Origin of the sequence: Brevibacillus centrosporus, assembly GCF_003710815.1 — a bacterium.
Lineage (GTDB): Bacteria > Bacillota > Bacilli > Brevibacillales > Brevibacillaceae > Brevibacillus > Brevibacillus centrosporus.
In genome coordinates, this window is sequence record NZ_RHHP01000013.1 from 82,728 (window position 1) to 96,501 (window position 13,774).

Genomic DNA, 13,774 nt, shown 5'->3' on the forward strand with positions numbered 1-13,774 from the left:
GCATCCCGAAAACAAAAAACGCCCGGACACATGGCGCGGGCGTTCTGATTGCTTTTTGCTATTTCCAGATTTTCCACCAGCTTTTTTTGGTGCCGGCATCAGCAGGTTGGCTTTGTGCCACTTTTGCTGCCGCCGCTGCTTCCACTTCCTGGGCGCCAGGTACGCGCAAGAGGAAATGATCGACCATTGGCTTGTAGTTGTCTGCCAGCTTCTCCTGCATGTTGCGGAGAATGGCGATAGCCTTTTCCTTCTGGTCCGTTGCAATGAGCGCATTGGCATAGTTGAATCCAGCATACGGGAACGGGAAATCCGGAGTCCAAAACTTTTCGCAAATCTGGATCAGCTGATAGACGTAGCCAGCTTGTCCGAGCTCACCGGTCACAGTCATTACGACTTCAAATCGATCCTTGGCACCTTCAATGGCCAGCGTATACCAATGCATGGCTTTCAAAAGGTTCTCTTCGGTCAATGCCAATCTCGCCAGGTGCAACTGTGGACGCCAGGCGCCTTCTTTGCCAGATAGCGTCTCGAGCTGCTGTCTCAGCTCTTCTTTTCGGCCCGATTGCAGGAAGCTTTCCACATACATATTCAAGCCGTTTTCCTGATTCGGGTCTTTATGCAGACCTGTATTCAGCGTTTCAAACGCTTTGGCTTCATCGCCTTCATAGGCATAGATTTTTGCCAGGTTCGTACAAGCTGTGCCGGACGAAGGAAAGCGCTCGAGGCAATCACTCAAGATCGCTTTTGCCCGATCAAACTCCCTCGCCTGCATATGGACGACTGCACGAAAAATGAGCGCAGACTCAATCGGACCGTACAATTCCAAAAGTCGGTTGGCCGCAACGGCTGCCTGCTCATGAAATTGCTCCTTCACCAATTCCATCGCAAAATCGCGAAGCTTTTCTTTATTGTCCCAGTACATGTCCAAGTTATGGGGGATCACTTTTTTCTGGTAGTCCTCTCGGGACATATCGATGGTTTGACCAAACTCATTGGTAAACGACACAAATTCAGACATGTAACGGCCTCGCTTTCATTTCCTCTGCAATTGTTTCAAGAAGCTGTCGCTCCCTGGTTTTAAATCCAAGCCTTCATATTTACTTTACGAATAAAATCCTCTACTGATTCCTTTACAGGTTCGTCATTTGCCTCTTCTTCATCCTGCAAGCCCACCAGTTGACGGAAAAGGGCCTCGTTGCGCGTAGCCAGAGCAAAGTCGAGCAGCGCTTCTCGTGAGATCCTCTCTGCCTCTTCTTCAAGCAGCTTCGCCTCGAGGGCGATGTCCTCTTCAACAACGGGGTACTGCTTATCTATTTTTGGTATGCGAACCACCCAAGCAAACGCACTGTCAGGATTCCGGTCGCGTGCGATCAAGTAACCGTATTCGCCCAATGGCAAGCCTTGCTCAAAGGAGTCGGCAACAATGACGACGCGTTGTCCTAGCTTGAACATGAGCGTCAACTCCCTAAAAAGATTAATTCTAATCATACTAAATTGTATGTGTTCTTGGGAAGAGCAAACCGGCAGGATGGGCATTTGCATAAAAAGTTTGTTGCCGTGCCAAAAATACGGTAAACTTCTATTAGCAAACATTTTCCTGTAAAAAGTACGCTTAACGAGGTGCCGAAGCATGTCACAAATGTCTACAGGGTTTTCCCTGTTTATCGTCGGCTGGTCCGTTCTTCTCGTGGGTTTAATGGGGATCGGCGGCTATTTCATGTTCCGCAAATTTTTAAAATCAATGCCGAAAAAAGACGGCAAATCCGATCTGGACTGGCAAGACTATTACATCGATCAGACTCGCTCTCTCTGGACAGAGGATGGACTCACCCTGCTCAACGAACTAGTCGATCCTGTCCCTCAGTTATTCCGTGACGTGGCTAGACGCACGATCGCGGGAAAAATCGGCCAGCTCGCTTTGGAGGAAAAAGCTTCTTCTATCAACATCGACCTGATTGTCAAAGGTTATATCCTAGCAACGCCAAAACGAGACCATAAATTTCTGATCTTGCACTTGAAGGACAAGCAGATCGACTACAAGCGCTATGAACATTACCTGAACGTCGAGAGCTGATCGTTTTTGAAACCACTCACCCACTCATCCGTATTACATGGTAGATTCATCGCCAAGGAGAAGATGCGGATGACAGTCATTCTTACAATATTGGGTATCGGGCTGGTGCTTTTCATTATCGCTGCCGTTATTGTCGTAGTTCTACTGAAAAAAGGGGCAAGCTTCCTCTGGAACATGGGTGGGAGACACTACCGGCACTACAGCAGCAGTGATTACAAGCGCCGCGGCCCATTTTGGTCACATGGACATAAATCATATGGGCATCATCATTACCGCAGAAAGCATAGCAGTCACAGTGGATTTTTCAGCAGCTGATCTAAGAAGGCTGTCCTTTGAAGAGTGAAATCTCTTTGAGGGGCAGCTTTTTTCATGCTCCACATAAAATTGGGCTACCTCATGCCAAAATATTAAGTTATTGCCTATTCATCGAGATGGGTAAACACATAGAAATACAGAGTATCCCGCGTGGAAGAAGCGTCATCCAAAATAAACATCCAATAATTCTTAAACGAGCTTTGGATAAAATACAATAGGAGGTATGTATGGCTGACCAATTTGTCGTGAGGTCTTTAGAAGAGATACGTTTCTGGTCGCGAATCATGAAAGAGCATTCTCTCTTTCTGAAATTAGGATTTAATTGCGACGATACACAATTGATAAACGAGGCTGATCGGTTTTACAGGGTCTTTGAGGATATTGAAAACCGCTCCCATTCCTACTCCGCTGATTCTGATCCACAAACGATCTACGAATTTAACAATATCGTTCATCAGGCAGTATGCCATATTTGGGCCTTTAAACGAAAGGTACTCGGCCTCATCCTTCACTGCAAAATACTGGGCAATAATTTTCCGTTGCTTGTCGATCATGTAAGCAGGGAAGCGAACTATTTCATGAAACGTCTGGAGCAGCTCAATACAGGAACGCTTGACGCTTTGCCAGACGCCGTTATTAATGAAAACGTGTTCTTCCTGCGAATCATGGCCGATCATGCTAAGTTTATTAACCATCTCCTTGACCCCTCGGAAAGAAAGCTGGTAGAGCAGGCACGAGATTTCAGTCATGACTTTGACCAGCTGCTGTTCCAAGCCATAGATCTCGACTCAATGCGACCTCAATCCCAAACTCAGCCACTCCTCGACCAGTTTGTTGATCAAAACCGCGTTTCTGTTCGCCAGCTACGCGATTTCAAGAAGACTGCCCACGAATTAATCGAGGCATGCAGAATCAAAAGCATCATCCCTCCTCTATTGGCTGACCACGTGTTCCGTGAAGCATCCCATTTCTTAGAGATACTAGATTCGTTCGATCATGCTTTAACAAAGGCTCGTTAGCAAAGATCGGACGCACATGCTAACCCACAAGTAAGCACTCCCGCACATTTTCAATCGAAATCGAGCCTGCACGGGATCATAAAAACGAGTTCGACGGGGAAACGAATAAAAGCCGATGCTCCTTATTTTAGGAGATCGGCTTTTTCGCTGCATTCTCTGCCTTTCCTGAAACCCCGCCCGACACGAGAAACGCCATCGCTTCCGAGCTTTCTACATCGAGCGGCTGAACCTGCTCGCTCGGAAACAGCAAAAGATTCCCCGCAAAATTGTACGACTGCGGCAGATAGACGGCTACATGGTCTTCCAAGCCGTATGCTTCCATGCTTTCCTTTGTGATAAAACCGATTGCTTTCGCACTGCCCTCCTTGGAGAGCGTGACCAAGACCGGCTTGTCAAAGCTTTTCTTCTCGCCCACGAATGCCCCGATCAGATCCTTGATGGATGTGTAGATCAATTTGATGAAAGGGACTTTCTCAAATACTTTGGATACGAGTGACAACACCCCTCGTGTCAGCACGTTAGATGCGAGAAAACCGATGACAGTAATACCTACGATGGTCAGAACAAACCCCACACCAGGGATTCCCAGGCCAAGCCAGCTATCTACCGTGACAAAAATCGTATACAAAATATAGATCGTGACGGCTAGCGGAATGACGTACAGCAAGCCCTCCAGGAAATATCGAATAAAACGTCTCATGACTTGGCTCCTTCCCCACAAACTAACCAGAATATTGTACCCTATCTAGTTGCTCTTCTGCTATGATGAAGGGAAAAAAGTGAAAGTAGGGAGATTCATGCAAGCACTCGTCTCACCGCAATGGCTGCACGAGCATCTTCACGACGACCAGATCGTCATCGTAGACTGCCGTTTCAATCTGAGCCTCGCAGAAGCAGGTTCTGAAAGCTTTGAGCAGGATCATATTCCAGGCGCTCTCTACTTCCATCTAAACCGCGATCTTTCCGGCCCGAAAGCGGAGCATGGCGGTCGCCATCCCCTGCCTGAACCTGAAACATTTGCTGCGTTCCTCTCTCAAAACGGCATTGATGAACAGACAACGGTAATCGCCTACGACGATCAGGAAATGGCGATGGCGGGTCGCCTCTGGTGGCTCCTGCGTTATTTGGGGCACGATAAAACCGCTGTTCTCAACGGTGGCTATGCCGCTTGGAAAAACGCAGGCTATGCGGTTACGGCAGAGGTTCGCACACCGACTCCGCGCACCTTCACGCCACATGTACGCTCCGAAATGCTCGTCGATATCAGTGGCGTTCGCGAAAGAAATCCGGAAACCATCCTGCTCGACTCCCGCGCCGGTGAACGCTATCGAGGCGAAGTGGAGCCACTCGACCCGAAAGCAGGCCATATCCCGGGCGCTCGTCATTTCTTCTACAAGGACAACCTTGGTTCGGATATGACCATGCTGCCGATTGACAAACTGCAGGAGCGAGTCGCTCCCTTTGCCGATCAGGAAGTCATCGTCTACTGCGGATCCGGTGTGACCGCATGCACGAACCTGCTCGCCCTGCATGCTGCTGGTCGCACAGATGTGAAGCTTTACGCAGGCAGCTGGAGCGATTGGAGCTCCTACGATTTGCCTGTTGCAGTCGGCCCTACTCCAGCTGACGAGATCAAAGAGTGATTCGTGCCTTTCGCCTCCTGCTGCACTTTGGCTACCAGGAGGCTATGTCCTGTCTGTTTCCAGTATTTATCTTCGCGTCACTCGCCTTGTCCATGTTCGTGACGATACCCGGTCTGGGCAGATACGATCTTTTGCTTATCCTTTGCCTGCTGTTTCAGGTCGTCATGGTGAAAAGCGGTCTGGAAACCAAAGACGAGCTAAAAGTGATTACCGTTTTTCACCTGATCGGCTTGGCATTGGAAATATTCAAAGTGCATATGGGCTCGTGGGGTTACCCTGAAGAGGCTTACAGCAAAATATTCGGCGTTCCGCTGTACAGCGGTTTTATGTATGCGAGTGTCGCGAGCTATTTATGCCAGGCTTGGCGTCGTCTGGACGTATCCCTGACAGCATGGCCTGCTCCTTGGTTAGCTGTTCTACTCGGAGCCGCGATTTATCTCAATTTCTTTGTCCATCACTTCTGGGTGGATATTCGCTGGTACCTGATGGCTGCGATCTTCGTCGTCTTTTGGCGCTCGCGAGTCCATTTTCGCGTCGCGGAGGAGCGGCTGTGGATGCCTCTTCCCCTCGCTTATTTTCTGATCGGGTTCTTCATCTGGATCGCCGAAAATATCGCTACGTTTTTTGGCGCCTGGTACTACCCGAACCAGCGAAATGGTTGGGAAATCGTCCACCTCAGCAAGATCAGCTCGTGGTTTTTGCTGGTCATTGTCAGCTTCATTATCGTGGCCCAGCTCAAGCATGTGAAAAGCCGGATTACGCAAGGCAACCCCAAATCGAAGCAGCGTTAGCCATCGAACTGCATGGCAAAGGCATTCCCCGTCTGACCTGGGAATGCCTTTTCTTTTTATGCAGTGCTATCGGGTGACTCCACTGAGAATGAGCCGGTGAATCCCTCCAGCCAAGCATACCCCTGCCGTCACGAAAAAGGCGATGAAATACGAGTGGTGCCAGTTGCCAATCAAACCAGCAATAATGGGACTCAGCACCGCTCCCATGGAGAGGATCGCCGAATAGATGCTAAATACACTGCCGTACAGCTCTCGCGGAGAATGTACGGTAAGCATCGTCGCAAATGCCGGGAACAGCATTCCAAAGCAGGCTCCCAGCAAAAACATCATGATCTGGAGTGGGATGGCTACCCCGATCGCCATCGTGTACAGCAGCAGACTCAATACGGCTAGTCCTGCAAACGCACGTTGCTCAATGGATACCTTGTACAACCAGAATTGTACGAGGATGGCCAGTGCCCCCAGCCCTTTCAGGCTGAAGAGAACTCCAGTGACAGCAGGTGAAAGTCCTTGCTTCTGGATCAATAGCGGAACCTCATAAATAATCGTCCCTTGCGCGTAGATGATCGCAAAGCCACCTAGAAATGCGGGATACAGTAACCGATTTTCCAGGACATGCGTTAAAGTCCCTTTCCCACCCGGCTTCTTTTTAGCGGCAGCGGCGGAACTGCTTGGCTCAATTAGACTGCCGGGTACCCTGGCTGGCAAAACCAATCCGGCAAATACACCTGCGATCAGCATGATATAGCCCAAGATGATGAAGGATTGACTATAGCCAAATTGGACAGCCAAAAAACTGCCCACCGCAGGCGATACAATCCCTGCCGACGTAAGCACCAGTCCTTTGTTGCCCATGATTTTTCCTTGCTCGACAGCAGTCTTGCCTGTCTCACCAAGCAATGCCGAGCAGGCCGGGGAAACGAAGGCCATCAAAAAGCCGAGCATGAGACGAAAGGCAAAAAATCCTCCTGTGTGCTGTACGACCCCTTGACCAATCAGCATGACCCCTGCTAGCATCAATCCCCCAGAGATGAACCACTTTTTCGGGTATCGATCCAAAAAGGGTCCAGCCAGCAGATTTCCGGTCAGATTGCTGATGGCATATCCCCCCAGAACAAAGCCAATCATGGCTGCTGAGACTCCCAGGATGTTTAAGTACGGCGCCAATAGCGGCGTCTGTGCGTGCATGTCAAATGAAACGAGGAACAACACGACAAACAGGAGAACCCTCAAGGCATTCTCCTCCTCTCCTTGGGTGTTACAGACCTTTGTCCCAGTATATGAGGGGAGTCGTCCAAATAGGATAACGGGGTTGATATTTTAACATGTGACCAAAAAAAGAAATGATGGAACGATAAAGGAATTTCTGCCAGGTATGTCAAAGACATCAACTTCTGCATTTCTGAAAGGATGTGATCTGCTTGATCGTACTGGAAACCGAACGCCTCCATCTTCGCTACCAGACACTGGACGATGCCCCCTTTATACTCGAGCTGGTAAACGACCCAGCCTGGCTGCAGTTTATCGGCGATCGTGGTGTTCGGACACTCGATGATGCGCGCTCCTACATTGCCAATGGCGCTATCAAATCATATGAAAGAGACGGATTTGGCTTTTATCTTGTGGAACGCAAAGAAGACCACACTCTGCTAGGCATGTGTGGCCTGGTCAAAAGAGAGGGGCTGGAGGATGTCGATATCGGCTTCGCTTTCCTTCCTGACTATCGCTCCAAAGGCTATGCGTACGAAGCAGCATCCGCCGTCATGCAATACGCGAAGGAAACTCTCGGTCTAACCAGAGTGGTCGCTATTACGACGCAAGACAACCACTCGTCTGGCCGTTTGCTGGAAAAGCTCGGCCTGCGGTTTGAACGTCTGATCCAAATGCCGAATGATACTGAACTGTTAAGGCTGTTCGTCTACGACGCTTCTCCTGCCAGCACCACTGTCTAGAAAGTATCATGCTAGGTGATTTGTGCTGTTAGTGAAGCGGATGAGCCTGCCTCGTTCTGTATTATTCGAGCAAGTGAATGTCGGGCAGCTTTTTGCATAGGCTCCTCCCTGGTTTCGTGAAAAAAAGGGTCTCACCTGTACTGGGAGCCCCTTTTCGCTTTATTTGATAGTCTTGCCTTGCCCTTATGACAGAACGGATTTCAAGCCCAGCGAGCTCTCGTGGAACTTGATCGACGAATGCTTATCCATCGCTACCCGCAGCTGGTATTCGCTTTCGAACAGCATGACCGGACGACCGTAGCGATCTGTTACAATCTTGTTTTTGAGTGCGTCAATCGCAGCCTTGTCGCCTTCCAGCCAACGAGCGATCTGGTAAGGCATGCGAGTCAGCATGATGTCGACTCCATACTCAGCTTTGAGACGGTACTCCAATACCTCGAACTGGAGAACCCCGACCACGCCCAGGATCAGCTCTTCCATCGGATGCGTACGGAACAGCTGGACTGTCCCCTCTTCCGTCAGCTGCATGATTCCTTTTTGGAACTGCTTGTGCTTCATCGCATCTTTTACCATGACTTTGGAGAAAAACTCTGGCGAGAAGTGCGGCATTTCTTCATATTCGAATGACTGCCCCACGCAGAGCGTATCGCCGATCTGGAAAATGCCCGGGTCAAACAAACCGATCACATCGCCCGCGAATGACTCATCGACAATCTCGCGGTCCTGCGCCATGAACTGCACAGGCTGCGCCAGCTTGATATCTTTGCCCAGACGCACGTGCTTCACAGACATGCCGCGTTCGAATTTGCCGGAGCAAATGCGCAGGAATGCAATGCGGTCGCGGTGAGCCGGGTTCATGTTTGCCTGGATTTTAAAGATGAAGCCCGAGAACGCATTCGAATACGGATCGATCAATCCGGCGTTGCTTTTCTTAGGCGACGGCGGCGGTGCCATTTGCAGGAAGTTGTCCAGGAAAGTCTGTACCCCGAAGTTGTTGATCGCACTTCCGAAAAAGACAGGAGTCAGCTCTCCTTTTGCAATCAGCTCTTCGTCGTAATCGTCCCCAGCCACATCCAGCAAGGAAACCTCATCTTGCAGCTGCTGCCACAGCTCCTGCCCGACACGATCTCCGATGAGCGGATCTTCGGCGCCTTCTACAGGGAAAAAAGAGATCTCCTCGTGCTGCGAGCCCGTTTGGTACAGCTCTACGCGGGATTTCATCCGGTCGTATACCCCGCTAAAGTAGCTGCCCATTCCGATCGGCCAGTTCATCGGATACGAACGAATCCCCAGCACACGCTCGATTTCTTCCAGCAGCTCGAAAGGATCTTTCCCGTGACGGTCCAGCTTGTTGACAAAGGTAAAGATCGGGATCCCGCGCATGCGACAGACCTTGAACAGCTTGATCGTCTGGGCCTCGACCCCTTTGGCGACGTCGATAATCATCACGGCCGCGTCTGCAGCCGTCAAAGTCCGATACGTATCTTCACTGAAGTCCTGGTGACCAGGTGTATCCAAAATGTTGATATGATGCCCTTTGTATTCAAAGTCCATCGCGGAGGACGTCACGGAAATTCCGCGCTTTTTCTCGATCTCCATCCAGTCGGAGGTCGCATGCTTGGAGTTTTTCCGTCCTTTGACCATCCCCGCTTCACGGATGGCTCCGCCGTAATAGAGCAGTTTTTCCGTCATCGTTGTTTTACCCGCATCCGGGTGGGAGATGATGGCAAAGGTGCGTCTTTTCGCTATTTCCTTCTCCCATTGGGGATTGATTTGACTCATCTTCATTCTCCTGTCATGACAAGTAAGTAGCCTCATTCTTTTCCTTACGATTATACCGACATTTTCGTGCTGCATCCACCTAGTATTTTTCCGCAAAACCATTATAATGTGTAGTAGTAAAAATTTTTTGACTGCATTCAAGAAAGTACATACGAAAACGATATCAGGAGGGACCTCATGTCGACCAATCTGGAAGCACGTTCAACCGCTTTTCGAGCGTATGTGAAAAAGCTGTCGAGCTACAATCAGGCTATCGCCGTCCTTCATTGGGACAAGGCTACCCAAGCTCCCCGCAAAGGAATGGAAGCGCGTTCCGAGGTCATTGGTACATTGGCTGGCGAACAGTTCAAGCTAGCGACCTCAAAAGAAATGGAAGAGTTTCTGGAGACGCTGAGTGAGCCCGCAGCTCTGGAAGCTCTTGACGAAGTAACCCGTCATACGGTTCTCGAATGCAAAAAGGAATATGACCGCAACAAGCAAATTCCCGCAGCCAGATACCAAGAGTACGTCATTCTGACTTCACAGGCAGAGACCATCTGGGAAGAAGCACGGGAAAAAGATGATTTCTCCCTGTTCCAGCCTTACCTCGAAAAAATCGTCGACTTCCAGCTTGCGTTCATCGACTACTGGGGGCACGACGGAAAAAACAAGTATAACACACTTCTCGATCTCTACGAACCCGGCATGACCGTCGATCAGCTAGACCCGATCTTCACTACCTTGCGTGAGAAAACGGTGAAGCTGGTGGCCGCGATTGCGGAGTCACCGAATAAGCCTGACACCTCTTCCTTGAAAAGACACTTTCCAGTAGCAGAACAGGAAGCCTTCAGCCGCTTCGTTTTGGAACGCATTGGCTACGACTTCCAAGCAGGTCGCATGGACCGCAGCGCCCATCCTTTCTGTACTTCATTCAACCCAGGAGATGTGCGCATCACGACCCGCTATGATGCCAATGAATTCAATACAGCTCTGTTTGGCTCCATCCATGAAGCAGGGCATGCCATGTACGAGCAAAATATCAATCCGAGTCTGTTGTTTACCCCATTGTGCGATGGTACTTCCATGGGTATTCACGAATCTCAATCCCGCTTCTGGGAAAACATGATCGGCCGCAGCCTGCCTTTCTGGAACGGCTTGTACAGCGATCTGCAAAAAGCATTCCCTGCCCAATTCGACGGGGTCAGTGTAGACGGGTTCTATCGCGCGATCAACGAAGTCACTCCGTCTTTCATCCGTATCGAAGCGGATGAGTTGACGTACAATCTCCATATCATGATTCGTTATGAGATCGAGAAAGGCTTGATCAACGGTACGCTGAAAGTCGCTGATCTGCCTACAATATGGAACGAAAGAATGCAAGAATACCTGGGGGTTACTCCTCCGACAAATGCACTCGGCGTGCTGCAAGACATCCACTGGTCTGGTGGGAGCTTCGGCTATTTCCCTACGTACTCCTTGGGGAACGTCTATGCTGCTCAGTTTGCCCACGTGATGGAGCAGCAAATCAGCGGCTATCACGACTTGATTGCCAAAGGAGATTTTGCTCCCATTCGCGAGTGGCTGAAAACAAACATTCACCAGTACGGAAAAATGAAGAGCCCTCAAGAGCTTGTTCAAGCCATTACCGGTGAAGGTACCAATGCCACCTACCTGATGGATTATCTGGAGAAGAAGTTCTCTGCCATCTATCAGCTATAAGGAATCCTCGTTGATTAGAAAACTTGGCTCCGCCAAAGCTTTGTGACGGAGCCTTAGTTGCACTTATACTGGCTAAGAATCTTATAAATTCTTACTGTACATGAAAAAAGCGTTCCTCTTTGGAGGAGCGCTTCTTGTTTGTAGAAGCAGGAGGTCGTCCCGCTATTTCTCGCAGCTCAGCTGGGAGCTTTTTCAAAGGCAAGCTTGATTCCAAATGCGACGAGAACAAATCCGGAGATCCCCTGTATGGCCCGCTGTGTGGACGGTTTCTTCATCCAGTTGCGAATGTAGTTGATGAACGACACGTACAGGATGAACCACAGAATCGTAAGCATGGTGTACGTCGCGCCCATCAGCAAGAATTGCAGAAACGGCTTGGTCCCCGCCGATAAAAATTGCGGAAGAAACGTCAGAAAAAAAACCGCAACCTTTGGGTTCAGCAGATTCGTCAGCAGCCCCTGACGAAACGGAGATTTATGCTTGTATTTGCCCTGCTGCTCCTCCTGCTCCGTTCCTTTGTTCTTTTTCAACGCCCAGATGGAGGTTAGGCCGAGGTAAATCAAATACACGGCACCGACGTATTTAAAAACAGAAAACAGGACTGCCGATTTGACCAGGATCGCCGAAAGCCCAAACACCGCCGCCAAAGTATGGAAGACCAAGCCAGTCGTGATGCCGAAGACCGTTTGAAACCCACCCTTTTTTCCGTGCGCAATCGTGTTTTGCGTGGCGAGTCCAGTATCGGGACCAGGAAGAATAATCAGTAATATAGACATGACGACGAACAACCAAAAGTTTCCCATCTTCCATTCCTTCCCCTCTTCATGAAAATGATGTGAATCACTTTAACACAAATGGAAAATGGTTAAAATACTTGATTTGTGATTTCCACGCACTAGACTCAGGGCTAAATGGACGAGGATGCAGGGAGTGTCTATAAACGATCCTTGCTACATCCTCGCGTCATTCTATAAAAAAGGCAGTTCAATCCCGGCTGCCTTCATGCATAGTTCTCCGTTTTTACAACTTGTTATATTCCTCTTCTGAAACTGGCTCCAACCATTCCGGTACCTCCAATAAATAGCACGACAATTTCATTAAGAAAACCTCTACCGAGGCTTGTTCATGGAGGAGCGACCGCGTTTTAGCGGAAAGTTTTACCGAAGTGATGCCAGAAGCTGACGCTGAGGCACTTCGTCATGCGTTCCAGAATTCATAAGCATGCTTATAAATTCTTATACGTTAAAATAAATGGAAACCATTGCTTTCGCTCCAATCAACTGTCATGCTTAAGTAAAATAAGAGACAACGTGTTCTCGACAAAGAATGTGCAGGTGATTGAAATGCTTACCGTAAAAACTTCCTCCCTCAGTAATGGCGATCTCAATCGGGGGGTATTTGCCACAAAAGATATTCGCAAAGGCGAACTGATTCACGAAGCACCCGTTCTCCCCTATCCCAATGCGGAGCATGAGCATATTGAGAAAACCATGATTGCCGACTACGCTTTTGAATATGGGGCTAACCACACTTGTATCCTTCTGGGCTACGGCATGCTGTTCAATCATTCCTATGAGCCGAATGCTGTATACGAAATCAATTTTGACAACCACACCTTTGATTTCTACGCCTATACGGACATCAAGGCGGGAGAAGAAGTGCTGATCAACTACAACGGTGATGTCGATAACAAAGATCCCCTCTGGTTCTACGAAGAGGAGTAATCGTTTGCCGTATCCCTAAATTTTCGTACTAAATTTATGCTGGCCGTTCGTTGAGACGGCCTTTTTTCATTGGACCTTTAACGGATTTGCTCCAAACGATCTCCCCTTCCCTTTTCGCATAGATCAGGTAGTATGCTACGATGAAGGGGACAGGAGGGATCGTGTGTTGGTTGACTTTACGGAAAAATGGCTGCCTACTTATATTCGGCGTGATCTGGCTGTTTTGTTTTGCGGGATCAACCCGGGACGCGTCTCGGCAACAGCCGGATATCATTATGCCAACCCCGCCAATCTGTTCTGGCGAGGCTTGTATGAGGGAGGATTGACTTCTAAACGATTTGCTCCCGAAGAGACCGCCTGTCTGCTCGACTTAAACTATGGCATTACTGACCTGGTCTCACGTCCGACTCGCTCTTCTACCGATCTTCGCGAGGATGACTATGCGACGGGAGCGGAGCAGTTCGTGCAAATGATTCAGACCTATCGTCCCCGCGTTATTTGCTTTAACGGTATCACTGCTTTCCGCCACGCCACCGGACAGAAAAAAACGAAGATTGCGCTCGGACTCCAATCCAAGCTCGAATTCGGCACAGACGATTGGCCTGGCAGCTATGTGTTTGTCATTCCCTCGACAAGCGGTGCGAACGCCTCCTTTTCCCGGGAAGAACGGCTGGCCATGTTCAGTGAGCTGAGCCAGTTTCTGCGGGAAAAAGGATGGCATCCCCTCTCTTGAGTATCACATTTCCTTTGTTCGCAGTACGATAAAGGATAGTCGC

15 protein-coding genes are annotated in these 13,774 nt (G+C 49.4%); 9 read left to right on the forward strand and 6 right to left on the reverse strand.

Features of this window, described 5'->3' with window-relative positions; translation table 11 throughout:
• Positions 1-58 precede the first annotated feature (58 nt).
• The gene (locus EDM55_RS13025) at positions 59-1,018 is read right to left on the reverse strand and encodes a tetratricopeptide repeat protein (RefSeq protein ID WP_122960512.1); all 960 of its coding nucleotides are present in this window, start codon (positions 1,016-1,018) and stop codon (positions 59-61) included.
• A gap of 59 nt (positions 1,019-1,077) precedes the next feature.
• A complete protein-coding gene (locus EDM55_RS13030) occupies positions 1,078-1,452 on the reverse strand; it encodes an ATPase (RefSeq protein WP_092268031.1) in 375 nt (124 codons plus the stop codon).
• A gap of 178 nt (positions 1,453-1,630) precedes the next feature.
• On the opposite strand from EDM55_RS13030, the gene EDM55_RS13035 reads away from it, so the two are divergent.
• From EDM55_RS13035 to EDM55_RS13050, 3 genes are all read left to right on the forward strand, one after another.
• Positions 1,631-2,074, forward strand: a complete 444-nt coding sequence (locus EDM55_RS13035) for a DUF2621 domain-containing protein (protein ID WP_122960513.1) — start codon at positions 1,631-1,633, stop codon at positions 2,072-2,074.
• A 69-nt stretch (positions 2,075-2,143) separates the two neighbouring features.
• A complete protein-coding gene (locus tag EDM55_RS13040) occupies positions 2,144-2,389 on the forward strand; it encodes a hypothetical protein (protein WP_092268029.1) in 246 nt (81 codons plus the stop codon).
• A gap of 227 nt (positions 2,390-2,616) precedes the next feature.
• Entirely contained in the window at positions 2,617-3,408 is a 792-nt protein-coding gene (locus EDM55_RS13050) for a DUF2935 domain-containing protein (RefSeq protein WP_092268028.1), read from the forward strand.
• Between the two features lie 127 nt (positions 3,409-3,535).
• Here EDM55_RS13050 and EDM55_RS13055 read toward each other — a convergent pair whose 3' ends face one another.
• Positions 3,536-4,108 (reverse strand): DUF502 domain-containing protein, encoded by a 573-nt coding sequence (locus EDM55_RS13055; protein ID WP_092268027.1) that lies wholly within the window; start codon positions 4,106-4,108, stop codon positions 3,536-3,538.
• Between the two features lie 97 nt (positions 4,109-4,205).
• Here EDM55_RS13055 and EDM55_RS13060 point away from each other — a divergent pair, with 97 nt between their 5' ends.
• Positions 4,206-5,051, forward strand: coding sequence for a sulfurtransferase (locus tag EDM55_RS13060; protein WP_092268026.1), 846 nt, complete (start codon positions 4,206-4,208; stop codon positions 5,049-5,051).
• Complete coding sequence (locus EDM55_RS13065; RefSeq protein WP_092268025.1) at positions 5,048-5,842, forward strand: DUF817 domain-containing protein; 795 nt, start codon at positions 5,048-5,050, stop codon at positions 5,840-5,842. Before EDM55_RS13060 ends, EDM55_RS13065 begins: the two co-directional genes overlap by 4 nt.
• 66 nt (positions 5,843-5,908) lie before the next feature.
• Here EDM55_RS13065 and EDM55_RS13070 read toward each other — a convergent pair whose 3' ends face one another.
• A complete protein-coding gene (locus EDM55_RS13070) occupies positions 5,909-7,075 on the reverse strand; it encodes an MFS transporter (protein WP_092268024.1) in 1,167 nt (388 codons plus the stop codon).
• Positions 7,076-7,263: 188 nt separating this feature from the next.
• Here EDM55_RS13070 and EDM55_RS13075 point away from each other — a divergent pair, with 188 nt between their 5' ends.
• Positions 7,264-7,794, forward strand: a complete 531-nt coding sequence (locus tag EDM55_RS13075) for a GNAT family N-acetyltransferase (RefSeq protein WP_122960515.1) — start codon at positions 7,264-7,266, stop codon at positions 7,792-7,794.
• 183 nt (positions 7,795-7,977) lie between these two features.
• Here EDM55_RS13075 and EDM55_RS13080 read toward each other — a convergent pair whose 3' ends face one another.
• Positions 7,978-9,576, reverse strand: a complete 1,599-nt coding sequence (locus EDM55_RS13080) for a peptide chain release factor 3 (RefSeq protein ID WP_092268022.1) — start codon at positions 9,574-9,576, stop codon at positions 7,978-7,980.
• 177 nt (positions 9,577-9,753) lie between these two features.
• On the opposite strand from EDM55_RS13080, the gene EDM55_RS13085 reads away from it, so the two are divergent.
• Complete coding sequence (locus EDM55_RS13085) at positions 9,754-11,274, forward strand: carboxypeptidase M32 (protein ID WP_092268021.1); 1,521 nt, start codon at positions 9,754-9,756, stop codon at positions 11,272-11,274.
• Between the two features lie 176 nt (positions 11,275-11,450).
• Here the strand turns inward: EDM55_RS13085 and EDM55_RS13090 are convergent, their stop codons facing one another.
• Positions 11,451-12,077 carry a LysE family translocator gene (locus EDM55_RS13090; RefSeq protein ID WP_092268020.1) on the reverse strand — a complete coding sequence of 209 codons (627 nt, stop codon included), beginning with the start codon at positions 12,075-12,077 and terminating at the stop codon, positions 11,451-11,453.
• Between the two features lie 540 nt (positions 12,078-12,617).
• On the opposite strand from EDM55_RS13090, the gene EDM55_RS13095 reads away from it, so the two are divergent.
• On the forward strand, positions 12,618-12,998 hold the full coding sequence (locus EDM55_RS13095) for an SET domain-containing protein (protein WP_122960539.1): 381 nt from the start codon (positions 12,618-12,620) through the stop codon (positions 12,996-12,998).
• Positions 12,999-13,161: 163 nt separating this feature from the next.
• A complete protein-coding gene (locus tag EDM55_RS13100) occupies positions 13,162-13,731 on the forward strand; it encodes a mismatch-specific DNA-glycosylase (RefSeq protein ID WP_259676083.1) in 570 nt (189 codons plus the stop codon).
• Positions 13,732-13,774 lie beyond the last annotated feature (43 nt).

Excerpts from the sequence above, each read along its gene's own strand:
- EDM55_RS13090 (WP_092268020.1), bottom strand. The coding sequence starts at position 12,077 with ATGGGAAACTTTTGGTTGTTCGTCGTCATGTCTATATTACTGATTATT.
- EDM55_RS13035 (WP_122960513.1), top strand. The coding sequence starts at position 1,631 with ATGTCACAAATGTCTACAGGGTTTTCCCTGTTTATCGTCGGCTGGTCC.
- EDM55_RS13050 (WP_092268028.1), top strand. The coding sequence starts at position 2,617 with ATGGCTGACCAATTTGTCGTGAGGTCTTTAGAAGAGATACGTTTCTGG.
- EDM55_RS13025 (WP_122960512.1), bottom strand. The coding sequence starts at position 1,018 with ATGTCTGAATTTGTGTCGTTTACCAATGAGTTTGGTCAAACCATCGAT.
- EDM55_RS13040 (WP_092268029.1), top strand. The coding sequence starts at position 2,144 with ATGACAGTCATTCTTACAATATTGGGTATCGGGCTGGTGCTTTTCATT.
- EDM55_RS13055 (WP_092268027.1), bottom strand. The coding sequence starts at position 4,108 with ATGAGACGTTTTATTCGATATTTCCTGGAGGGCTTGCTGTACGTCATT.
- EDM55_RS13095 (WP_122960539.1), top strand. The coding sequence starts at position 12,618 with ATGCTTACCGTAAAAACTTCCTCCCTCAGTAATGGCGATCTCAATCGG.
- EDM55_RS13060 (WP_092268026.1), top strand. The coding sequence starts at position 4,206 with ATGCAAGCACTCGTCTCACCGCAATGGCTGCACGAGCATCTTCACGAC.
- EDM55_RS13080 (WP_092268022.1), bottom strand. The coding sequence starts at position 9,576 with ATGAGTCAAATCAATCCCCAATGGGAGAAGGAAATAGCGAAAAGACGC.
- EDM55_RS13030 (WP_092268031.1), bottom strand. The coding sequence starts at position 1,452 with ATGTTCAAGCTAGGACAACGCGTCGTCATTGTTGCCGACTCCTTTGAG.
- EDM55_RS13085 (WP_092268021.1), top strand. The coding sequence starts at position 9,754 with ATGTCGACCAATCTGGAAGCACGTTCAACCGCTTTTCGAGCGTATGTG.